19 protein-coding genes are annotated in these 22433 nt (G+C 60.8%); 6 read left to right on the top strand and 13 right to left on the bottom strand.

From position 1 onward, the window contains the following. Nucleotides 1-111 precede the first annotated feature (111 nt). The 5 genes from CYA_RS13425 to CYA_RS13445 form a co-directional block, all read right to left on the bottom strand. On the bottom strand, nucleotides 112-948 hold the full coding sequence (locus CYA_RS13425) for a DUF4388 domain-containing protein (protein ID WP_011431640.1): 837 nt from the start codon (nucleotides 946-948) through the stop codon (nucleotides 112-114). 288 nt (nucleotides 949-1236) lie between these two features. Next, nucleotides 1237-3744: a heavy metal translocating P-type ATPase gene (locus CYA_RS13430; RefSeq protein ID WP_011431641.1), complete on the bottom strand. Its 2508-nt coding sequence runs from the start codon at nucleotides 3742-3744 to the stop codon at nucleotides 1237-1239. Nucleotides 3745-3836: 92 nt separating this feature from the next. Beyond that, nucleotides 3837-4106: a hypothetical protein gene (locus tag CYA_RS13435; protein ID WP_011431642.1), complete on the bottom strand. Its 270-nt coding sequence runs from the start codon at nucleotides 4104-4106 to the stop codon at nucleotides 3837-3839. A gap of 12 nt (nucleotides 4107-4118) precedes the next feature. Then, the gene (gene fabF / locus CYA_RS13440; protein ID WP_011431643.1) at nucleotides 4119-5384 is read right to left on the bottom strand and encodes a beta-ketoacyl-ACP synthase II; all 1266 of its coding nucleotides are present in this window, start codon (nucleotides 5382-5384) and stop codon (nucleotides 4119-4121) included. Nucleotides 5385-5481: 97 nt separating this feature from the next. Continuing rightward, nucleotides 5482-5727 (bottom strand): acyl carrier protein, encoded by a 246-nt coding sequence (locus CYA_RS13445; protein WP_011431644.1) that lies wholly within the window; start codon nucleotides 5725-5727, stop codon nucleotides 5482-5484. Nucleotides 5728-5931: 204 nt separating this feature from the next. Between CYA_RS13445 and rpsF the strand changes: the two genes are divergently transcribed. The 4 genes from rpsF to CYA_RS13465 all read left to right on the top strand — a co-directional run bounded on the left by rpsF (nucleotide 5932) and on the right by CYA_RS13465 (nucleotide 8137). Continuing rightward, complete coding sequence (gene rpsF, locus CYA_RS13450; RefSeq protein WP_228375378.1) at nucleotides 5932-6249, top strand: 30S ribosomal protein S6; 318 nt, start codon at nucleotides 5932-5934, stop codon at nucleotides 6247-6249. Between the two features lie 87 nt (nucleotides 6250-6336). Then, nucleotides 6337-6735, top strand: coding sequence for a single-stranded DNA-binding protein (locus tag CYA_RS13455; RefSeq protein WP_011431646.1), 399 nt, complete (start codon nucleotides 6337-6339; stop codon nucleotides 6733-6735). Between the two features lie 26 nt (nucleotides 6736-6761). Beyond that, nucleotides 6762-7391 (top strand): M14 family zinc carboxypeptidase, encoded by a 630-nt coding sequence (locus CYA_RS13460; RefSeq protein ID WP_011431647.1) that lies wholly within the window; start codon nucleotides 6762-6764, stop codon nucleotides 7389-7391. Between the two features lie 212 nt (nucleotides 7392-7603). Continuing rightward, nucleotides 7604-8137 (top strand): universal stress protein, encoded by a 534-nt coding sequence (locus CYA_RS13465; protein ID WP_041438695.1) that lies wholly within the window; start codon nucleotides 7604-7606, stop codon nucleotides 8135-8137. Between the two features lie 20 nt (nucleotides 8138-8157). On the opposite strand, the gene CYA_RS13470 is transcribed toward CYA_RS13465, so the two are convergent. From CYA_RS13470 to purM, 5 genes are all read right to left on the bottom strand, one after another. Next, nucleotides 8158-9579, bottom strand: a complete 1422-nt coding sequence (locus tag CYA_RS13470) for a DUF4340 domain-containing protein (RefSeq protein ID WP_011431649.1) — start codon at nucleotides 9577-9579, stop codon at nucleotides 8158-8160. Between the two features lie 17 nt (nucleotides 9580-9596). After that, nucleotides 9597-11165, bottom strand: coding sequence for a GldG family protein (locus tag CYA_RS13475; RefSeq protein ID WP_011431650.1), 1569 nt, complete (start codon nucleotides 11163-11165; stop codon nucleotides 9597-9599). Nucleotides 11166-11189: 24 nt separating this feature from the next. Beyond that, nucleotides 11190-11975: an ABC transporter permease gene (locus CYA_RS13480; RefSeq protein ID WP_011431651.1), complete on the bottom strand. Its 786-nt coding sequence runs from the start codon at nucleotides 11973-11975 to the stop codon at nucleotides 11190-11192. Continuing rightward, on the bottom strand, nucleotides 11972-12982 hold the full coding sequence (locus CYA_RS13485) for an ABC transporter ATP-binding protein (RefSeq protein ID WP_011431652.1): 1011 nt from the start codon (nucleotides 12980-12982) through the stop codon (nucleotides 11972-11974). The genes CYA_RS13480 and CYA_RS13485 overlap by 4 nt, the downstream gene beginning before the upstream one ends. Nucleotides 12983-13184: 202 nt before the next feature. Next, complete coding sequence (gene purM, locus CYA_RS13490; RefSeq protein ID WP_011431653.1) at nucleotides 13185-14240, bottom strand: phosphoribosylformylglycinamidine cyclo-ligase; 1056 nt, start codon at nucleotides 14238-14240, stop codon at nucleotides 13185-13187. Nucleotides 14241-14385: 145 nt separating this feature from the next. On the opposite strand from purM, the gene CYA_RS15655 reads away from it, so the two are divergent. Further along, on the top strand, nucleotides 14386-15489 hold the full coding sequence (locus tag CYA_RS15655; RefSeq protein ID WP_011431654.1) for a septal ring lytic transglycosylase RlpA family protein: 1104 nt from the start codon (nucleotides 14386-14388) through the stop codon (nucleotides 15487-15489). On the opposite strand, the gene CYA_RS13500 is transcribed toward CYA_RS15655, so the two are convergent. The 3 genes from CYA_RS13500 to CYA_RS13510 all read right to left on the bottom strand — a co-directional run bounded on the left by CYA_RS13500 (nucleotide 15490) and on the right by CYA_RS13510 (nucleotide 20750). Then, nucleotides 15490-16512, bottom strand: a complete 1023-nt coding sequence (locus CYA_RS13500) for a response regulator (protein ID WP_011431655.1) — start codon at nucleotides 16510-16512, stop codon at nucleotides 15490-15492. An 11-nt stretch (nucleotides 16513-16523) separates the two neighbouring features. Further along, nucleotides 16524-19556: a PAS domain S-box protein gene (locus tag CYA_RS13505; protein ID WP_228375379.1), complete on the bottom strand. Its 3033-nt coding sequence runs from the start codon at nucleotides 19554-19556 to the stop codon at nucleotides 16524-16526. 195 nt (nucleotides 19557-19751) lie between these two features. Next, a complete protein-coding gene (locus CYA_RS13510) occupies nucleotides 19752-20750 on the bottom strand; it encodes a ribose-phosphate pyrophosphokinase (protein ID WP_011431657.1) in 999 nt (332 codons plus the stop codon). A gap of 119 nt (nucleotides 20751-20869) precedes the next feature. On the opposite strand from CYA_RS13510, the gene CYA_RS13515 reads away from it, so the two are divergent. After that, nucleotides 20870-22402: an ABC transporter ATP-binding protein gene (locus tag CYA_RS13515; RefSeq protein WP_011431658.1), complete on the top strand. Its 1533-nt coding sequence runs from the start codon at nucleotides 20870-20872 to the stop codon at nucleotides 22400-22402. Nucleotides 22403-22433 lie beyond the last annotated feature (31 nt).

The following is a 22433-nucleotide window of genomic DNA, read 5'->3' on the forward strand; positions in this document are numbered from 1 at the left end:
TCTCGACCAAATATTTTTCCCGGACAACTGTGCAGTCGCGGAAAAGGCTGACTTTCCCGCTACCCGACCTGGCAGCAGTTACCCTGAATCCCGAGTCGTTGACTCGACCAGCTATTTCTCGCGAATGCTCCTAAGAAGCATGGAGAGGCGGCTGACCAAGGAGGGCTTAACCGGCTCCCTTGTCTCTCCAAGGTTATTTGCTCCCGAAGCCTTAGAAGTGCCCGCCAGAGAAGGCTGAGGCATAGCTATTGGGCCTTCACAGGGAGCGATGAGTCCAAGCTTAGCTAAGCGCGCGCAGGCATAGCGCACCTCCAACAAATCAGCCCCCAATGCCCGCGCTAGATCAGCTAGCTTGCGGGAAGGAGAGACCTGCTCCAAGATCGACCACTCCAGCGGCGAAAGCTTGTATAGAGGAAGCTCAAGGCTGGTGCGCCAGAAGTAGCTGTCCGGCTGAGGCAAGTTTTCTTCCCGACGTTGATCCTGCTTCAGCTGCTGCAGCCCTTCCAAAACTACGGCCGAAGCCTCCTTGCTTAAGCCAGTCATCTCTTGATAGGGCAACGGTACGTTGGGTAAGAAGCTGAACTGGCCCGCTTCCAAGGCAAAGAGGCAGTAGAGCCCCACTTGCAGTTGATGGCGAAAGAGCTTGACCAAATCTACAGGGGAGATCAACCCTTGCTGCTGCAGGCAACGCCCCAGAGGTTCCTCCAGACCCCTGGCAACCAACTGGCTAATCACCTGGCTGTCCACTAGCCTAGAGCCAGTCAGCAGGTTTTCCAAGCGATGCTTTTCTTCAGGGGGCAAAGCGGCAATCACCCGGCCTTGATAGAGCCAGATGCGGTAGATACCATTGGGCGCCCAGACAGACAATTGCCCCGATTTCTTACCCTTCTCCATCAAATGCAATAGGTCGCCCAGGGAGAATTCCTGAAGATCCCCTAGCATTGCCATACTTTTACTCCCCTTGCCCCTCTAGGATCAGTTTCCCCAGTATTTTCACGGATCTTGCTCTGTTAGGCAAAAAACCAAAGAGTGCCCTCATGGGCTAGTCTGAACTTAATCATAAGCCCAGGTTGCAAAAGGTTAAAGATGATGCATTTTTTAGTCAGAGTTAGTCGAACTTGCTAAATTTTCCTAACTTGTATGCAGCAGTTGCTATGTCAGAAGCTCGGTAAAAACTCGGAAGATTAACAAATATTTAACAATCAATGTTCGGTTGTTCGCAGCCTCTAACACTTTTTAGCTGTAGCTACTCGAAAATTCACGGGGCACAAATGTTCTCCTCAAGAGAATCGAATTGAGGGTTACACTGAGGGAGCTCAAGGCCATGAGACCCCCAGCCATTGCCGGGCTCAGGCCAATGCCAAAGGCGGGCAGGAGCACCCCTGCTGCCAGCGGGATCCCCAGCAGGTTGTAGCCAATAGCCCAGAGGAGGTTTTGCTGGATCTTGTGAAAGGTGGCGCGGCTGAGACGGATGGCTTCCACGACGTCCCAGAGGCGGTTGCGCATGAGGATGATATCGGCAGTCTCCAGAGCGGCAGCAGTAGCAGAGTGCAGGGCAATGCCCACATCGGCCTGGGCTAAAGCCGGTGCATCGTTGATGCCATCGCCCACCATGGCAACTCTCTGGCCCTGGGCCTGCAGATCTCGGATGACTTGAGCCTTGTCGGCTGGCTGCACCTCGGCGATGACGCGGATCCCTGGCACCTGCAAAGCTTGGGCCACCTGGTGAGCCACCTCGGCTCGATCCCCAGTCAGTAAGACCACCTGTAGGCCCATTTTCTGGAGCTGTTGCAGCGTTGCCTGGGCATCAGGCCGCAAGGGATCCTGGGCCGCCAACAGCCCCACCAGGGATCCCGCCACGGCCACCCCCACCACCGTTTTGCCAGCTTGCAGCAACACCTCGGCTTGGGCCTGCGCTTGCGGGGAAATCGGGATCCCTAGGGCGGCCAGCCCCTCTAAGGAGGCCAAGATGACCTCTTGCCCTTCCACCCGCGCCGAGGCCCCCAGGCCTGGCTGAGTGTAAAACTCGTCGGCAGAGAGCAGGGGTAGTCCTCGCTCGCGGAGGGCCCCCAAAATGGCCTGGGCCAGGGGATGGCGGGTGCCGCTTTCCACCGTGGCCGCCAGTTGCAGCAGCCGAGCCGGATCCAGAGAGGGGTCGAGGGCCAGGCAATCTGTTAGGTGCGGATCCCCCTGGGTGAGGGTGCCGGTTTTGTCGAAGACAACCGTTTGCAGGCGGTGGGTTTTCTCCAGGACATCGCCGCCGCGGATGAGCAGCCCCCGCTCCGCGCCCAGGCCGGTGCCCACCAGAATGGCCGTCGGCGTCGCCAATCCGAGGGCACAGGGGCAGGCCACCACCAGCACCGAGATGGCCAGCTTAAGGCTGAGGAGCAGAGGGGTGGGGTGGGGCGGGTGATCCGCCAGGTGCAGAGGGGAGTGAAGGCCGACCCCCCTCAGGAACTCGCTGCCCCACAAGGGGATCCCAACCCAGTACCAGAAGGCGAAGGTGAGAAGGGCCAGCACCACCACCCCGTAGGTGAAGTAGCCGGCCACCCGGTCGGCCAGGCCCTGGATGGGGGCCTTGCGGGCCTGGGCTTCTTCCACCAAGCGGATGATCTGGGCCAGGGTGGTGTCTTTGCCGGTGCGCGTAGCTTGGCACAGCAGCAGCCCCGATTGGTTGACCGTCCCGGCCACGACCGGATCCCCTGGCTGTTTGAGCACGGGTAGGGATTCCCCGGTGAGCATGCCCTCGTCCACCGTGGCCTGGCCGGCAATTACTTCCCCATCCACCGGGATCTGCTCGCCAGCCCGCACCTGCAGCCAGTCTCCCACCTGCACCTGTTCCACGGGGCACTGCTCTGCCGCCAGCTCGCCTTTGCTCAGGTCTTCGGCTGGGGATCCTGACCGTTGAGAGGGTCGGACTCGCCAAGCAACGCTGGGGCGCAGGCTGAGCAGCGATTGCAAACTGCTGGCCGCCCGCAGACGGCTCTGCTGTTCCAGGGCCCGCCCCAGCAGGATGAAGCTGAGCAGCATCACCGGCTCTTCAAAGAAGCACTCCCAGCCCACCTGCGGGGCCAGCAACCCCACCAGACTGGCCAGGTAGGCGGATCCGGATCCCAGGGTGACTAGCGTGTTCATGTTGGGGGCCAGCCGCCGCGCCGCCCGCCAGCCGTCCAGGACAAGGCCGCGGGCCGGGCCGACAAAGGTCAGCGTCGCCAACCCCCAGTGCAGCCAGACGTCGTTGAGGACGGGCAGGCCCAGGCGGGCAAAAAGATCCAGGTGTCCAGCGGCAGAAATGAGCAGCAAAAAAACGGCGGTGAGGGCCTGGCGAAGGTGGTCTTGGGCTTGCCGCCGTTGCCGCGCGAGGGGATCCGCAGGCGCGTCCAGGGCATTGTCCCATCCGTCGGGGGAAGGAGCCTGAGCTTGGGGAAAATCGCCCCTGCCGGCGGCGCAAGAGCTGGGAAACCCTGCATCCGTCAAGATCCGGGCCAAATGCTCGGGATCAGGCTGGATCCCAGGGGCAAGTTCCACAAGAGCTGATTCGGTAACCAGGTTAACGCTGGCTTTGACCACCCCCGGCTGATTCAGCAGGGTCTGCTCGACGACCCGAACACAGCCGGCGCAGCTCATGCCCCCAACATGGAGCAGCAGGGATCCGTTCCCAGCCAATTCTGAGGGCCTATCCTCCACAGCGGGCTTGGCTGGCTGGGTTTCTTCCCCAGGGTGCGGCGCCTCTGCAGGGGCCATCACAGGGACTCCCTCGACCTCGCTTTTTGGCGCCATCGGCAAAATCAGGAATGAGGGGTACTCTCCCCATCCTAACGCTGGGATCCCCGCCACTACCCCCTTTGAACTCGCCGCTCAAACTCCTCGCGGGTGGCATCCACCAGTTGCACTGCCTCTGGATAGAGATTGGGGTGGTTTTGCTTGAGCCAACTCAGGAGGCGCGCCAACTGGGCGGCGCAGAGATCCAGATCGGCCTGAAAAATCACTGCCGCCGCCATGTGCTGGGCGTATTCAGGGGGATGGCCCTGCTGCGTCAGCTCCGCCGTCAAGGCGGCCAGGGCCTGCTGGCGAACAGAGGGGGCGGAGCCTTCAGAAGTGGACATGGGCAGGATCCCTTAGTTGGAAGAGTAGCGGCGCAGGGCCAGGGTCACGTTATGCCCCCCAAACCCGAAGGCATTGACCAGGGCCACGTCAACGGCCATCTGCCGTGCCCTGTGGGGGACAAAGTCCAGCCCCTCGCACTCGGGGTCGGGGTTATCCAAGTTGAGGGTGGGGGGAACCCAGCCGTGGTGGATGGCCAGGGCCGTCGCCACGGTGGCAACGCCGCCTGCTCCCCCCAACAGGTGGCCGGTCATGGACTTGGTGGCGCTGATGGCTAGGCGAGGGGCATGCTCACCAAAAACTGCCCTGATGGCCTGCACCTCGGCAACATCCCCCACAGGCGTGCCGGTGGCATGGGCATTGATGTGCTGCACCTGGTCAGGCTGGATCCCGGCATCTTTAAGGGCTAGCCACATCGCACGGGCGGCACCTTCGCCAGCGGGGGCGGGGTTGGTGATGTGGTGGGCGTCGCAGGTGAGGCCGTAGCCGACGATCTCGGCATAGATCTTGGCGCCGCGGGCGCGAGCATGCTCCAGCTCCTCCAGCAGCAGGATCCCTGCCCCTTCCCCCATGACAAAGCCATCCCGATCCCGGTCAAAGGGCCGGCAGGCCTGCTCCGGGGCGTGGTTGCGGGTGGAAAGAGCTTTCATGGCGCTAAACCCGGCCACCGACAGAGGGGTTACGGCTGCCTCCGTACCCCCCGCAATCACAGCCTGTACCTCTCCCCGCTGCAGGAGCCGGAAGGCATCACCAATGGCGTTGGAGCCGGAAGCACAGGCTGTTACCGTACAGAAATTGGGCCCCTTGGCGCCAAAGCGAATGGCCACGTGGCCTGCTGCCATATTTGCAATCATCATCGGCACCATAAAGGGGCTGCAGCGATCTGGCCCTTTCTGGAGATAAATGGTCTGCTGCTCTTCCAAGACCCGGATGCCGCCGATGCCGCTGCCCAGCACCACCCCCACCTGCTCAGCATTGAGATGGGTAATCCGAAATTGGGCATCCTCTAGGGCCTGCTGAGTGGCAGCCAACGCCAGGTGGACAAAGCGATCGGTGCGCTTGACGTCCTTGCGATCCAGGTAGTCGAGGGGATCAAACCCCTTCACCTCCCCGGCAATGCGGCACTCGTGGCGAGAGGCATCGAAGTGGGTAATTGGCCCAATACCAGAGCGGCCTGCCAGCAAGCTCTGCCAGAACTCGCCAGGAGAATTGCCAAGGGGGGTTATCGCCCCTAGCCCCGTGATGACAACACGGCGATGGAAGTTGGATGGGATGGACATAGGAGCGGCGGCAGGGTCCACGACAACCATGAGCAGTTTCGACCCGGTACCCTCCGGTTAGAAGGAAGGCAAGCCGGCAGAATTGCCCTCTCCCAGGCTAGGCAGCTTTCTTAGAGAGGATGTAGTTGACGGCATCCTGCACAGTGGCAATGCCCTCCGCATCTTCATCGGGGATTTCCAGATCGAACTCCTCCTCGAAGGCCATGACCAGCTCCACCGTATCGAGGCTGTCGGCTCCTAGGTCGTTCTGGAAATTAGCTTCCAGGGTTACTTTGTCGTCCTCTACGCCTAGTTGATCGGACACGATCTTGCGAACACGGCTGTAAACTTCATCTGCGCTCATGCTTGGAACCCTAGATATCGATCGACTGAGAGTGTCTTGGCTAAGCCAACCGGCAGCTATCGAAGTATCCCCTATTGTATCGGACAACGGATCCCCTCTTGTGAAGAGGCTTGCTTTTGTCGCTGCAGAGAGGTGGAGAATTGAGCTGTGGCCCTTTTCGATTGTCGCAAAGAGAAGCTAGGATAGCCTACTGCACCTTTTGATTTGGATTCCCAAGGAGAACTGGCTTCCATGCCCCGCGCCTATGAGACAATGCTGATCGTGCGCCCCGACCTCTCGGACGAACCCTTGCAACAACTCCTCACCGAGCAGGAATCGCTCCTACGAGAAAACGGGGCAACTGGCCTGGAAATTACCAACAGAGGCAAGCGCCGCTTTGCCGGGTTTGAGATGAAGAAGTTCAAGGAAGGCCTCTACATCCAGTTCAACTACGAGGCCGAGCCAAGGACAGTGGCCACCTGGGAGAAAAATCTGCGCATCAACGAGAGCATCCTGCGCTACATGACTCTGCGCGTGAACTAGGTTGACGGGATCCGGGTCTGGAGGCATGGTAAAGGTAGTTGAGCTGCCTTCTTTTAACGCCCCAATAGACTTTACAGTGGCTCTGTTATGAACTCGATTGTCTTGATGGGGGAAGTGGCCAGCGAGCCGGAGCTGCGCTACACTCCCGACAACCTGGCCGTTACCTCACTGGTGCTGCGCTTTCCCAGCTTGCGCCCGGAGGAGCCACCGTACCAAGTGCGGGTTGCCTCTTTTGGAGAGCTGGCCCAGCGGGTGGTGGACACCTGCCGCGTGGGGGATCAGATCACGGTGGAGGGCCAACTGCACATGAATGTGGTGGAGCGGGATGGGCGTAAGGAAAAGTTGGCCGAGATCACCGCGCGTCGCGTCCACAAACTGGGATCGGCGCGGGTTCTCTCTCTGACAGGGATGGGTGAGTCTGCAACTGTGGACTCCTCTGAAGGAGGGGGGGCTTCCCCAGCGGAGCCGGACGATATTCCGTTCTAGCGGTGCAAGTTTTGCTGGGATCCCCTATGTTGCCAAGACTGGGCGCCGGTGAGCCCTTGGCATCTCTGCAAGTGATCGGCCACTCGGTGCAGGGGCGTCCCATTTACCTTTGGCAGCTCACCCAGGGGATCCGCCCCTTGCTGCTGGTCGGCGGCGTACATGGCGATGAGGTGGAAGGCTATGCCCTGATCGAGCGCTACGTGGCTTCTGGGAAATGGAGATCCTTGGAGGGCAGGGCTGCGCTTTGGGCGATCCCATGCCTGAACCCGGATGGCTGTGCCCTAGGGCAACGGCTCAACGCCAACGGCGTGGATCTCAACCGCAATCTGCCCACGCAAGATTGGATCGCGGCTTCTTTGGAAGCTCGCTATCCGCCGGGAGCGGCCCCAGGCTCCGAGCCGGAGACACAAGCGTTGTTGGCGAGTTTGGCCCAGATTCGACCCCGATTTGTCCTTTCTACCCACTCCTGCCAGAACGATCCCTACGTGAACTACAATGGCCCTGCCCTTGAGCTGGCTCAGGTGATGGCTGCTCGCAACGGCCTGCCGGTAACCGACGACATCGGCTATCCCACCCCTGGCTCTTTGGGCACCTGGGCGGGGCAGGAACGGCGGATCCCCACCCTGACGCTGGAACTGCTGCGCAGGCGGTGTTAGAGTGGACAGCCCAGGAGGATGAGTTCTGACCTGTGTCAAGATCTCTGAACTTTCATTGCCAATCCGACAGGTCATCCGAGATGCCCGCGGTTTTCTCGCCCAGTTCTTTTACAACACAGATAGATGAGGGCAAAGAAAAAAGGAACTTGGAGTCGAAACCGAAGTCAAGCCTTGTCTTTTGCCCATCTGTTAGCCATTTGGAGGAAGTCGGTATGTTCAGCAGGATTTTGGTGGCGGTGGATCGGTCGGAGCTGAGCCAGGGAGTGTTTCAAAAGGCCGTCCAACTGGCCAAGGCCATGCAGGCCGAGATGATGATCCTCCATGTTTTGTCCCAGGAAGAGCCCGGTGCCCCAGAGCCGCCCATGATCTTGGGGGTGGATTACAGCTCCACCATCAGCGCTGAGCTGTGGCAGTCTTATCGGGAGCAGTGTGCCATCTTCGAGCAAAACCAGATGGACTACCTGCGCTCGCTGGTGGAGAAAGCCGCTGAGCAGGGAGTTCGCGCCGAGTACCGCCTCAACTACGGCAACCCCGGTCGGGTCATCTGCGACTTGGCCCGCTCTTGGAAGGCGGACTTGATTGTGGTGGGCCGCCGCGGCCACTCCGGCCTGAGCGAGCTGTTTTTGGGCAGCGTCAGCAACTACGTGCTCCACCGGGCCCCCTGCTCGGTGTTGACGATCCAGGGCGAGGCTCTGAAAAAAGCAGCCTCAGCCAAAGAAGAGACAACCACCGCCTCTGCCAGCTAAGAAAAGCCCGCCGGCCACCGCTAGGAGCCTGAGGAAGACCCTCCCCGTTGGTCCCTTGTCTCCTCCGCTTTGCCCTCCAGCAAGCGGTTCACTTCGGTTTCCACGCTGTTGAAGGTGCTGAGGTCGATGACGGCAATATCCGGCTGATAGCTGCTTTGTACATAGGCACGCAGGCCGGCAGACGTCAAGCTCAACCTCAAGGGATCCCGACCGTCCTCGCCCTTGGCCTCAAAGGTCAGCTTCAGATCTGGCTCGGCCAAGGCTTTTTGGGCGTCTGGATCCGTCTCCGGCAGGAACTCCTTGGCGCGGGCGGCATTGAGGCTGGAGAAGAGGGAGCTGAGGTTGACCGGCTGGCCCGGTTGCTCCGGATTTTCCCAGCGCAGATCCAGGGATCCCTTCTCCTGGGGCAGAGGATTGAGGGTAACCCGCTCCCCTTGGGATTCCAGGGTAACTGGGCCCACCTGGTTGGGGTTGAGGCGGGCGATGCGGTGATCCCGCAGCTCCTCGAAGTCGGAGCGGAGAATGTCGGCGGTGCTGGTGAGGAGGGTGGCCACCGCCGGGTGCTCGGAGGTGATGACGTACACCTGGCCCTCTTTTTCCGCTCCCAAGACCACAGTCAGGGTCTTGCCATCCTTGAGCTTAACGGTTAGCTGGGCAGAAGGCTTCTCCAGACCATAAGGAGCCAGCTCCGCTTTGGTTTCAGCCGGAAACTCCACCGCTTGCAGGCGAGACAACGTATTGAGCAGACGGTCGACGTTCAGGTCATCGGCAGGCAGCTCGCGGGGCTCGACGATCTGCCACGTATTTTCTTGTCGCTCCAAGCGAACGACCTCTGGCTCTGCCTCGGCCAACTGCACCTGCAGAGACTTCACCGCCGCTGTGTCAAAGCGCAGCAGAGTTTTGTCCCGCAAAGCCAGCAGAGAAGGCAAGAGGGATCCCTTCTGGGTGCTGGCCAAGAGCACCACCTCTCCCCCTTCTGGCCTGGCGTAGAAGCCGGAGCCGTCGAAGTTGTCGTTGCCAATGTCCAGGCGGTAGGGATCCCCCTCTTGGGGGAAGAGGGCGATCTGGTGGCGCGGCTTATCTAGGCCGAAGGCCGCCAAATCCTCAGCCCCTTCCAGCGTGATTTGAGGCGTGAGGCGGGAGAAGCTGTTGAGCAACTGCTCCACCGGGAAGTCCAGCGCCGCCGACTGGATGGGACGGATAATGCGCCAACGGGATCCCTCTTCTGCCTCAGGAGTGCGCTCCAAAAGGATTTCCTCCGGTTCCCCCTCTTGCTGCTGGCGAATCTCGATGCGGGCAATGGTGTCGGGGGCAAAGTGGAAAAGCCGCGCCCGCTCCGCTTGCTGCTGCTGGCGCAGTTGCTGGAAGTTGTCAAAGAGGAAATACCCCAGCAGAGCAGCCACTGCCAAGCCCAAGAGAATCCAGGTGCTGCGCTTGAACATGCTCGTCCTCCTTGGCCCTATCGTCTTTGCCACCAGAGCACGGCCCCCGATCCCAACGCCACCAGCGGCAGGAGCACCGTCGATCCCAGCACCAGCCAGCGGAAGTTCTGGCCGGTCACGGCAAGACGGCGGTCGGTGATGGATTTGGGGCGAATGGAGATCTGTTCGGTTCGCTCAGTGAGCCAGTTGAGGGTGTTGAGGAAGAGATCGCGGTTCCCCTGCTGCCTCAGGTTGCCGTCGAGGGCGAAGTTGACGTTGCCGATCACCACCAGCCGAGCCTCGGTCGGCCCCTCCTGGGATTCTGAGGTCTTCTGATCGCCTTTCACCTGGCGGGTCAGGGCTACGCCCAGGGTCAGGGGGCCGGGCTTGTCTTGATCCGGGTCAAATTGCAGCGGGCCGGCCTCTAGGTTGGGGCTGGTCTCTCCCCAGCTCTGCGGGCTGGTGCGCAGCAGAGGCGTGGCCTGGATCCCTTCGCGGACCTCAGTGTCTACAGAACGGGCCAGGGGGAAGAGGGTCATCAGCCGCTGTTCTGCCAGGGGAGCGGTGATGGGGTGATCCCCGTAGGTGGTAACCAGGGCCACCGCCGGCCCCGTGCCCAAAAGCTGGCTGACGCTGCTCACCTCAATGATGAAGTCATCCCCCAAAACCACGCCCCACTCCTCCAGCAAGGGATCCAGGCCGGCATCCACCCGTGGCCCAATCAAGAGCAGCAGCCGCCCCCCTTTGGCCAGGTAGTCCTGCAGCTTCTCCACCTCGCCGGGGAAGAGAGCCCGCTGCGGCCCTGCCAAGACCAACACATCCGCCTCCTCTGGGATCTGCGACTGCACCAGGTTCAGCGGCTCCACCCGGTAGCCCTCCTGGCCGAGGGCTGCCACCGCCTGGGCCAGGGTTGGGGTGCCCTCGCGAGCTTCCAGGCTCACCTCCCCATGCCCCTGTACAAAATAGGCCACCACTTCGCCGCGGTTAACCACCTTGGCCAGCACAGGGGTGAGCTTACTCTCCAGCTCAGGGGCGGGCGGCTGGGGCAGTTGTTGGCGGTTATTGCCCGATTCGACCACCAGGGTGTTATTTTGGGTAACCTGCAGCCGCTGGACAGTGAGGGGATCGCGGTTGGGATCCACAAACTCAAACTGGAAGCGCTCGGGGTTGAGGCGGCGATAGCGCTCCAGCTGTTCCCGCAGGTTGGGATCGGGGGCGGTGGTGACCACCCAGACTTTCATTGGCTGGGCCAGCCCTTGCACCAATTGCCGCGTCTGGGGGGAGAGGGTAAACAGCCCCTCTTCCGTGAGATCCAGGCGCAGGTCGTAGCGCACCGCCACGACGTTGAGCAACACCAAGATCACGGCCATCGCCGCCGCCGCCACCAGGATGTTGGCGTTGGTCTGGGTGGAGCGCAGGCCCAGGAACAGGCTCACTTCCTTCCGGTGGGTGAGGCCCCAAACCACCACCAGGGCCAAGCCCGTGGCCATCAGGCTCAGGGGCACCGCCGTCCAGCCGGTGAGGGCAGCTCCCACCAGCAGGCCGATGGCCACGACGCCAAGGCCGACGATCCCCGTCCAATCTGCCAATGCCTGCCAAGCTTTCATCACCGCACTCCTCCCAACGCAACCCTAGCTCTGCTGCCAGCGCAGGCTTTCCACCGATTGCACCGTGGCAAACAGCCCCAGCACGATGATGCTGAGGAAAAGGACAACACTGCTGCTGCTGAGGATCCCTTGCACCCAGTTGCTGTACTGCTGCAGCAGCGAGACATGCCTCAGAGTGGCGGCAATCCAGTTGCTCTCCTGGCCGGCTGCCGCGTCGATGACCCAGAGCAGCAGGATCAGCCCAAAGGTAGCCACCGCCGCAATAAGGGTGCTGTCGGTCAGGGAAGAGATGAACAACCCCAGGGCCATGACGCTGCCGGCCAGCAGAGCAAGCCCCACATAGCCCATCAGGGTCAGGCGGTAGTCCACTGCTGGGTTGGCGCTACTCAGCACCAGCACGTGGTAGACCAGCGGCGGCAGCAGCAGCGTGATGAAAAACACCCAGACCGCCAGCCACTTGCCCAGGGCCACCTCCAGGTTGGTGATGGGGGAAGTGGCCAGCAGCTCCATGGTGCCCCGCCGCCGCTCCTCGGCGTAGGAGCTCATGGTAAAGATGGGCAATAAAAATAAGGAAAGCGTGCCCAGCAGATTGAGAAACTGCTGCGACAGGATGGTGGCGGCATCAAAAGGGTTCTCTTGGCCAAACTGGGCAAAGAGATCCACCTGCTGCGAGAAGTTGATCACCCGCACCAAGATGTTGACGAAGAAAAACCCCGCCAGTCCCCAGAACACCGCCGCCACCACGTAGGCAATGGGGGAGGTGAAGTAGCCGCGCAGCTCTTTGCGAAAAATGGCAACCACGCCGTTCATGCCGCTTCCTCCAACGCGCCTTCGGATCCCTCTTGGGTAGTGAGCTGCAGGAAAATCTCCTCCAAAGAAGCCTGGGGACGGCCGATCTCGTAGAGGTCGATCCCCGCCTGTACCAGGGCCCTGGCCACCTCCGGGATCCAGCCTTCTGCAGAAACATGGCTCTTCAGGTGCACCTGCCAGCGAGGGGGATCGGATCCCAGGGCCTGCAAGCTCACCACCTCCACCTGGGGCAGGTTCTGCAGGGCCGCTCGGATGGCCGTTTCCTCAGGAGCGCCCACCACCAGCTTCGCCTGCTGCCGATCCTGAAGGTGGGCCGTCAGCTCGGCGGGCGTGCCAATGGCCGCCACCTGGCCGCGGTTGATGATCACCACCCGGTCGCAGGTCATGCTCACCTCCGGCAGGATGTGGGTGGAGAGGATGATGGTGTGCTCTCCTGCCAGGCTCTTGATGAGGTTGCGCACCTCGATAATTTGCTTGGGATCCAGCCCAATCGTGGGCTCGTCCAGGATGATCACCGGCGGGTCGTGCACCAGGGCCTGGGCCAGGCCCACCCGCTGCTTGTACCCCTTGGAGAGCTTGCGGATCAAGGTGTGGCGCTTGTCTTCCAGGCTGCAGCGGCGGATCACCTCGTCCACCCGTCGCGGCCGATCCCCGGCGCTGACCCGTTTGATCTGGGCGACAAAGTCCAGGTAGCTCTCCACCGTCATGTCCGGGTAGAGGGGCGGGTTTTCTGGCAGGTAGCCGATGCGCTGCCGCACCGCCATAGGGTTTTCATGCACATCGAACCCGGCCACCCGCGCCGTCCCCTCGCTGGCAGGCAAATAGCCAGCCAAAATGCGCATAGAAGTGGTTTTGCCGGCGCCGTTGGGCCCCAGAAACCCCATGATCTCGCCGGCGTTGACCTGGAAAGAGATGTCGCGGATGGCTGTAAAGCTGCCGTAGGTTTTGCTCAGATGTTCCACTTCGATGGCAGCCTTGGTTGCAGGAGCAGTGGATAAACCTGTCATCGGCGGCTCCTAACCTAGAGGGTCAGCGGGAGTTGGCCAACAGCCCAAGTCCGGAGATGGGAAAGCGCGCAGCCCTTCTCTTGTGAAATAGGCGGAGGTTGAGAGCAACAGAGGCAGCAGCGCCGAGGCCATCAGCAAACTTAGCACAGCAGCGGCAGGGATCCGCAAACACAGCCAGCTCCTTCCCCCCTTTGGTGGGGACTCAAGGTACCAAGGATCCCCACTCCTCCAGCCCCAAGACCCGGCTCTCCCCTGGGCGGGCCGGCACCACCTCGCCAATGGGAAAGGCTTCGGGGAGCAGGGATCTCAGCCGATTTTCCGCCTCAGGAGGGATCACCAGCACATAGCCTACCCCCAGGTTGAAGGTGTTGAACATCTCCAAGGTCTCCACTTGGCCTTGCTCCTGCAGCCAGAGAAACTCCGGTGGGATGGGCCAACTGTGGGGCTCTAGCCGCGCCGCCTGCTCCGGAGCCAAACAGCGGGGCAAGTTTTCTGGGATGCCGCCGCCGGTGATGTGGGCCATGCCGTGGAGGGGGATCCCTGCTGCCTGCAGCCGCTGCACTGCCTGGACATAGATGCGGGTGGGAGTGAGAAAGACCTCCGCCAAAGGCCGATCCCAGCCAGGGGGTTGGTGATCCCAAGGCCAGCCCCGCTCGGCCACAATGCGCCGCACCAGGCTAAAGCCGTTGCTGTGCAACCCGCTGCTGGGCAAGGCCCACAACCGATCCCCAAGCTGCACCCGCGAGCTGTCGAGAACGTCTGCCCTCTCGACGATCCCGACGCAAAAACCCGCCAGGTCGTACTTGCCGGGCGGGTAAAACCCCGGCATCTCTGCCGTCTCCCCCCCCAGGAGTTGGCAGCCGGCCTCCTGGCAGCCCTCCAAGATGCCGTCGATCACCTGCCAAAGCGCTTCCGGCTCCAGCTTGCCGGTGGCAATGTAGTCCAGGAAAAACAGCGGCCTGGCCCCCACCGTCAGCACATCGTTGACACACATGGCCACCAGGTCGATGCCCACGCCGCGGTGCTGCCCCCACTGCTGGGCGATCTCCAGCTTGGTGCCCACTCCATCAGTGCCGGCAACCAGAACCGGGGCCCGGTAGCCCGCCGGTAGCTCCAACAAGCCGGCAAAGCCGCCAATGCCGCCCAAGGTTCCTGAAGAACCTGAAGACTGAGCTTGAGAGCCTTCAACGCGCTCCCGGATCCCCTTGACAAAAGCGCGTCCGAGTTCAATGTCAACCCCTGCTGAGCGGTAGTCCAAGATGCCGAAAATCCTTATGCTGACGGGACTTGGGCTTTTGCCCTTGGCCGGGCAAGCTTGTCAACTTCGAAACCTATGGTACATTAACTTCTGTTTTACTGTCGCATTGGACGTTGTACAGGAGTTTCGAGAGGAGCGCGGCCTCATGCGAAATTGGAAGCGGCTTGGACAGGGACTGGCTCCCGCCCGCCAAGTGGGCTTGGTCGGCTGTCTCTGTGTTACGGCCTTCAGCTTGCCGGCAGGTATGTTGGGCAGCCCAACCTCGCGGGCGCAAGCCTCAACTCGCAGCGGCTCCCCTAGTGCCAGAGCAACCCAGCTATCCCCCAAAACCCACTCCCTCTCCCCGGCAACTGACCTTGTCTCTCCCCCCCAACCCAACGCTCCCCCGCCAGCCAAACTCGGCACCTTGAACCCCCAACACTCGCAGTCTCTTTCCCTGGCTCGCCGGGCAATCCCTTCTCGGCCAATGGAAGAGCCCATCCTCAAGATCGGCGAACAGGAGCAGTCGTCCAGCCAGCCTGTCTCCACCCTCTACGACTACCAGATGGACGGGCGGCAGGTGGTCACCGTCTACGTTCGGGATCTCCCCGTTGTCAGCTTTGTCGAGCAGCCCGGGTTGGAGTCGCCGCTGCTGCGGGCCAGCTCCCTCGTGGCCCGGCTCAACCAAATGGCCCAGGGATCCCTGAAGGACACGACCATTACTCTGGCTTGGGCAGAGCCCCAATCCGGGGATCCCCTCTACGCGGTTCGGGTAAACGACGAGGAATTGCTGCGCATCGACGAAGGAGTGCTGCTGCTGGATAACCAACGCCCGGTGGATACAGCGGTTTTGGCTGCCAATCGTCTGCGCCGTCTGCTGCTGGATGCCCCTCCTCTTGCCCCTTCGGCCCTGCCCCAGCCGGCCACCCTGACTGCCGCCAAAGCCACCGCTGCCCGCCGATCAGAAACTCAGGCCCAGGCGCAACCGGACTCTGTCCGAGTGGTCGGGCCTGTGCAAGAAGGGATCGCCTCCTGGTATGACCTGCACCCCACCCGCCACGAGATGACAGCTGCCCATCCCACCCTCCCCTTCGGCACCGAGGTGCGGGTAACCAACCTGGACAACGGGCGCCAGGCTGTCGTGCGCATCAACGATCGCGGCCCCTTCATCCCCGGTCGGATCATCGACCTTTCCCTGCGGGCGGCGGAGGCCCTGGGGATGGTGCGCTCGGGGCTGGCGCCGGTGCGCCTGGAAGTCGTGCAGCGCTAGCTAAGGCACGGGCGAAAAGCGCTTGGAATCGGGCGAGTAGTGCCAAGCAATGCCGTCCGGATCCCGGCTGCGGCTCCACTCGGGAAACCCACTCTTGAACTTCCAGTAGGTGATGGCGGAGACCACCACCCCCAGCCGCTCTGCCAACTGAGTTTGGTTGAGGGGGCGCAGCGTCGCCCGCGGCACTGTAATCGCCTCCTCGGCAGCGGCAGGGCTGGGCGGCGGGGCAGGACAGGCCGCCGCTGCGGGGGGCTCGGAGAGGGTAGCCGTAGCTGTGGCTGGCGGCTTCTCCCCTTCTAGCAGGCGACTCCGGCTGGGCTCCTGGGCCCGCAACAAGCTAAACTGGCTCAGCAGGCCGACATTTTCCAGGTTTAGCAAATCTTCCAGGTTAGAAGTCTGATGAATCAGTTCCAGCTCGCGGTGAAACTCTTCCTCCAGCACCCGTAGGTAGTGCTGCCGCTTCTGCTCCGACTCTGCCTCCTTGAGCAATCCTAGGGCAAACTTGAGGTTCGAGAGGGGCTCACTCAGATCTTGCAAGAACTTCTTGAACAAAGTGCCCTTGACCTCTGCAAACTGCTGCAACTGCTGCAGCTTCTGTCGCAGCTCCTCCAGCCTTTTCTCCTCCAGCCTGCGGCTTTCTAGGCTCTGCCGGTGGTTGTGCAAGGCAATTTCGATGGCGGTGTAGAGCTCCCGCTCTTTGAAAGGTTTGATGATGTAGCCAAAAGGCTGTGTCTCCTTAACGCGAGAGAGAGTGTCCTCATCAGCGTAGGCCGTCAGGTGCACCACCGGAATGTTGAAGCGCTCGGCGATCCGCTTGGCGGCTTCAATACCGTCGAGATCCCCTTTCAAAACGATGTCCATCAAGACCAAGTCCACCGACATTTCCTCCAGCCATCGGATCGCTTCTTCGCCAGAGGACGCGATGGCCGGCACCGCATAGCCAAATTTTTTCAGGACGTTGGCGATATCCTTGGCGATGATCTTCTCGTCTTCGACAACCAGAATGCTGCCTTTGGCAAGCATGGGAACTTTCTTCAAGGCTGGCTCCTCGGAAAGGTAATGATGAAAGTGGTACCCGACTTGTTTCTCAATTCTATCTTGCCCTGGAGCTGATCGGTGAGAGTTGCAACCAGTTGTAAACCCAAAGATTGAGTTTCCTTGAAATCGAAGTTGCTGGGCAGGCCAATGCCGTTGTCAGAGACGCGCAACTGAGTATAAGTACGGGTTTGCTTAAAGTGGACGTCGATCTGGCCGCTGCGGCCTTTGGGAAAGGCGTATTTGAGGCTGTTGGTGACCAGCTCGTTGATGATCAGGCCACACAAAACTGCCTCATCGAGGTTGAGGCGGATCCCTTCGGCGCGGATGCTGGCGCGAATGATCTCGGGGTTCACGCCGTAGGAGTGGAAAAGATTAGAAATTAAATTGTGGAGGTACTGCCTCAAATCCACAGCAGCCAGGTTGTTGGACTGGTACAGGCCCTCGTGGATCAAAGACATCGCCTGAATGCGGCTGCCGGCGTCCTTAAAAACGCGGGCATACTTGTGGCTTTTGATTTGATCCGCCTGGAGCCGCAGCAGGCTGGAGATGATTTGCAGGTTATTTTTGACGCGGTGGTGGATCTCCCGCAGCAGAATCTCTTTTTCCTGCAGGGCCGCCTGAATCTGCAGCTCCGCCCGTTTTTCTTCGGTAATGTCTTCAGAGATGCCGATGATGAAGAGGTTTTTGCCTTCGGGATCCCGCACTGCTGAGACTGCCAGGCGACACCAAACCACCTTGCCGCTGCGGTGGATATAGCGTTTTTCCAGGTGGTAGCGATCCCGTTGGCCGTTCAAAACTTCCTGGAAGAGTCGCCAATCTTCCTCGAGGTCGTCCGGGTGGGTGAGGTCGCAGAAGCTCTTGTTGACCAATTCGGCGCCGCTGTAGCCAAGGATCTCTTCCAGGGCGGGGTTCACCTTGAGGTAACGGCCCTGCCTATCGACGATGGAAATGCCCAGGGCCGACTGCTCAAAGATGCCCCGCAAACTCAGCTCGCTTTGGCGAAGGGCTGCCTCGGCTTGCTTGCGCTCGGTAATGTCCAAAATTTGGCTGAGAAAGTAGCTGGGATCCCCTTGGGCGGTGCGCACCAGGGTGATGCGGAGAAGGGCATAGACAATTTGCCCGTTCTTGTGAATGTAGCGTTGCTCCTGTTCGCAGTGGTGCACCTCGCCGGCCAGCAGGCGGTTGGTGCTCTCCAAGGTGACGGCGATGTCGTCGGGATGGGTGATGTCGAGGACGGTTTTCCCCTCGAGATCTTCTAGGGTGTAGCCCAGGGTTTCGGTAAAGGCGGCGTTGATTTGAAAATAGGTGCCATCCAGGTGGGTCATGGCCTTGGCGATGGGGGACCACTCAAAGGATTGGCGGAAGCGTTCTTCGCTTTCTTTGAGGGCCACTTCTGCCTCGACGCGGGCGCTGATGTCGATCACCTGGTTGAGAAACTGGGTGGGCTGGCCGGCTCCATCGGTAAGCAGGGCGGCCTGGAACAGCACATGGACAACTTGGCCGGAACGGTGGATGTAGCGAATCTGCCGCTGGCTGATGGAGACTTTGCGTGTCAAGAGAGCCTCGTTAGCCGCCAGCAGTTGGTTGACATCGTCGGGGTGGAGGATGTCCAGTTGTTGCCGACGCTGCAACTCTTCGGGGGTGTAGCCGACGATCTGGGCAAAGGCCTCGTTGACCTGGATAAATCGCCCCTGCAGATCCACCAGAGCAATGCCGTTGGGAGCCAGCTCAAAGATCTGCCGGAAATGATTGGCGCTCTGTTGCCAGGCTTGCTCTATACGACGACGTTCGGCTTCCAGTTGCTTGGACTCGGTGATGTCTTCGGCGATCCCTGCCACCCGGTAGACCTTGCCCTCTTTGTCGAGGATGGGAAAGGTGCGTTCTCGCAGCCAGAGGAGGCGGCCATCGGGGCGGCAGAGGCGAAAAACCACATCGGTGGGTTGGCCCTGAAGTTGGGCTTGAAAAATGGCGGGGAACAGCCAGCGATCGTCAGGGTGAATGCGGCGCATCCAGGCCTGGGGATTGGCGTAGGCCTCTGCAGGGGAAAGGCCCCAAATGGCTTCACAGGCGGGGCTGACGTAAATCAGCTCTTTGCCGCAGAGCGTTGAAATCCAAAACAGTTGCTGGCTGTTCTCAGCCAGTTGCAAAAAACGATGTTCGCTCTCTCTGCGGGCTTCTTCCAGTTGCTGTTGCCGTTCTTTAAGCTGGCGGGAGGCTGTAATATCGGTAACAAACCCTTCAAAATAGAGGGGCTCCCCCTGCTCGTTGTACAGGGCGCGGGCGTTTAAAGAAATCCAGATTTTTTTGCCGTCCTTGCGGCAGACCTGCTGCTCCGCGTGCACGACCTGGCCTTCCTTCAGCATGCGCTGTACGAACTCAGATCGCTGCTCTGGATCGCCGTAGATCTGAGTGCCGATATCGGAGACGTGGCGCATCAAATCTTCCGGGGATTCGTAGCCGAAAATATGGGCCAGAGCCGGGTTGGCCACCAGATATTTCCCTTCTGGAGTGGTTTGAAAAATCCCTTCGACGGCGTTCTCGAAGATCGGCTGGTAGCGGGCGGCGGTGCTGCGGCTGTGCTGCAGTTGCGTCTGGAGCTGCTCGAGGGCTTGTCGCTGCTCCTGGGCCTGGAGCAGGATGTGTCGCAGGCTAAGGGCGATGAGGTCGATCTGTCCCCGTTCGGGGAGGCTCAGTTGGCGGGGGCGCCCCCCCAGCAGGTAAAGTGTTGCCAGCCGCCTCCCTCCCTCATCCAGCAGGGGAAAGGCTTCCTGAAAGGGCCAAGATCCGCCGATGGGGTTGGGCGGCTCGTTGCCGGGGATCTGCTGGGGGTTGGGGTAGAGGATCCCTTTTGCAGGCGAGTCGGAATGGGATCCCGGCTGGACCAGTTCTAGATAGACCCAGGGTACGTTCAGCAGTTGCCCCAGCAATTGCAACAGCGGGTACAGCGCCGCAGCGGACTCTGTCTTCAGTTCAGTTGGAAGGGACAGCTCTTCCCTGGCGGCGGCCTGCCCGGCAACACAACCGTTCACAACGGATCTTGGTGACCTAGAAATGGGAGGCGACATGGGAAAAACTCGGCTGGGAAGCTAGCTCTACCCAGTCCATCAGGATAGATGGGGGGTACCTGTTGAGTTGGTCTTCACAGGGCAAAAAGCAAGGGATCCCCTCCAGGTACGCCCGTTCTGCACCCCCTATCTATACTTTAGCGATGCTCTGGAGAAACTTTAGTGAAACATGCTGCTGACGGAGCTGTCTTCGTGAATGCGCCAGATCGCTTCTCCCAGCACGCTCGCCACCGAGAGGACGGTTAAGCCTGGAAAATGCCGCTCTGGAGGGATGGGGATGGTGTTGGTGACGATCACCTCTTCAAACAGCCCGCCCTGCAGGCGTTCGATGGCGGGATCGGAAAAGACCGGGTGAATGGCGCAAGCGTAAACCGCCTTGGCTCCCGACTTGCGCAGCAACTTTGCCCCTTCGGAAATGGTGCCCGCCGTATCGATCATGTCATCCACAAGGATGGCGATTTTACCGCGCACATCGCCAATGAGGTTCATGACTTCCACGTCGTTGTGAGCCTGGCGGCGCTTGTCGATAATCGCCAGCGGGGCTTCCTTGAGTTTTTTGGCAAAGGCGCGAGCCCGCGCTACTCCCCCTACATCGGGAGAGACGACCACAATATCCTCGTCGAGCAGGCCTTTTTCTTTGAGGTAGGCCTGCAGAACCGGCTGGGCATAGACGTGGTCGAGGGGGATGTCGAAGTAGCCCTGGATCTGGGCCGAGTGGAGATCCATGGCCAGCACCCGGTGGGCTCCCGCCTGGGTGATCATGTTGGCCACCAGCTTGGCGGTGATGGCTTCCCGTCCGGCGGTTTTGCGGTCGGCGCGGGCGTAGCCGTAGTAGGGCAAGACGGCGGTGATCTGGCGGGCCGAGGCGCGGCGGCAGGCGTCGATGATCACCAACAGCTCCATCAGGTGATCGTTGACCGGGCGGCAGGTGGGCTGCACCAAGTAGACATCGGCACCCCGAATCGACTCCTGAATTTGGATGTACAGCTCGCCATCGGCAAAGCGCTTGCGCAACATCGGGCCCAGATCCATGCCCAAGTAACGCGCCACCTCTTGAGCCAGAGCCGGGTTAGCGCTGCCTGAGAAGATTTTGAGGCGGTTGCTATCCGAGATGGGTGGCAGGGGGGAAGGGCGAAGAAGGGGTGCAGGGCGAACCACAGATCGATGCTGAACTCGTCCGCAGCCAACGCCTAACGGCGAGCTGTCGCTATCGTAGCACCAGCACTTGCAACCTCAGCAACTGTATTCTTGGGGATTTTCTGGGGAGGCAGGTTACTATGAGCAGAATGAAGGTCGAGCTGCTGCACATCCACAAGCGTTTTGGGGCGGTACAGGCGAACCGCGATGTGTCCTTGCGGGTGGAGGCGGGCACAATCCACGGCCTGCTTGGGGAGAATGGGGCCGGCAAAAGTACCTTGGTCAAGATCCTGAGCGGCTTTCTGCGCTGCGATCAGGGGGAGATTTGGATTGATGGGCAACCGGTTCGCATCAACAGCCCTGCAGCGGCCATTCGTCTGGGCATTGGCATGTTGCACCAGGATCCCTTGGATTTTCCTTCTCTGACGGTACTAGAAAACTTTATTGCCGGGCAGCGGGGGCGCTTGGGTTTGGGGCTGCGAGAAAGCCGGAAACGTCTTGAGAAAGCCTGTGAAGAGTTTGGTTTCAACCTCAACCCCGATGGAGCCATCGGCAGCTTGACGGTGGGGGAACGGCAACAACTGGAAATGCTGCGGTTGCTTTCCCTGGGGATCAACACCTTGATTTTGGATGAGCCAACGACGGGCATTTCTGCAGCGCAAAAAGATCTTCTGTTCGCGGCTCTGAGAAGGTTGGCGGAGCAGGGCAAATCGGTGATCTTCGTCTCCCACAAGCTGGCCGATGTGGAGTGCCTTTGCGATCGGGTGACGGTGATGCGGCAGGGGGAGGTGGTAGGGGAGCTGCCTGTTAGGGGTGAAGACATTGCCCTGTTGGAACAGCAGTTGATCGATTGGATGTTCGGGCGGGAGTTGACACCCCCAGCTCGGCCCCATTCTCCGCAAAGGAGAGCGGATCCCCTGTTGGAGTTGCGCTCCCTGGTGGTGCGGCATGAGCCGTTTGCCTTGGCTTTGCCAGATCTGGCGGTGCAGCCGGGGGAAGTGATTGGGTTGGCCGGTTTGGAAGGCAGTGGGCAACGCTCTTTCCTGCTCACCTGTGCAGGGTTGTTGCCGCCCAGGCGTGGCCGGATTCTGTTGGGGGGGCAGGAGATGACAGGCCGTCCTTACGGCGACTATCTGCGCTGTGGGGTGGGGTTTTCTCCGGCGGATCGGCTGCGGGAAGGGCTGATCCCCGGCTTAACCTTGCAGGAGCATTTTGCCCTCCAGCAGCAGGATCCCTGGATCAACTGGGCTCTGGCCCGTCAGCAGACCCAAGCGGCCATCGAACACTTCAGCATTCGGGGTCACCCCTACAGCCGGGTGGAGCAACTCTCGGGGGGCAACCAGCAGCGCAGTCAGTTGGCTCTCTTGCCCACACCCCTGAGTCTTTTGCTGATGGAGCACCCAACGCGAGGGTTGGACATCGAGTCGGCGCTGTGGGTCTGGGGGCAATTGCTGGAACGCACCCAAGCGGGTACGGCTATTCTTTTTGCCTCGGCGGATTTGGACGAGATCCTGCAGTACAGCGACCGAGTGATGGTGTTCAGCGGCGGACAGGTCTCGGAACCCATTCCGGCGGCGGAGCTCACCGTTTCACGCCTGGGACAGATGATGACGCTTCCCGTCTTGCGCAGCACTCACAGCAGCGAGATCCCAGGGATCCCAACTGAGGTTTAGAGGGCTGGTCGCATCAGCAGGAACTGACACT

The sequence above is a fragment of the Synechococcus sp. JA-3-3Ab genome, assembly GCF_000013205.1.
In the GTDB taxonomy this organism is placed as follows: Bacteria; Cyanobacteriota; Cyanobacteriia; order Thermostichales; family Thermostichaceae; genus Thermostichus.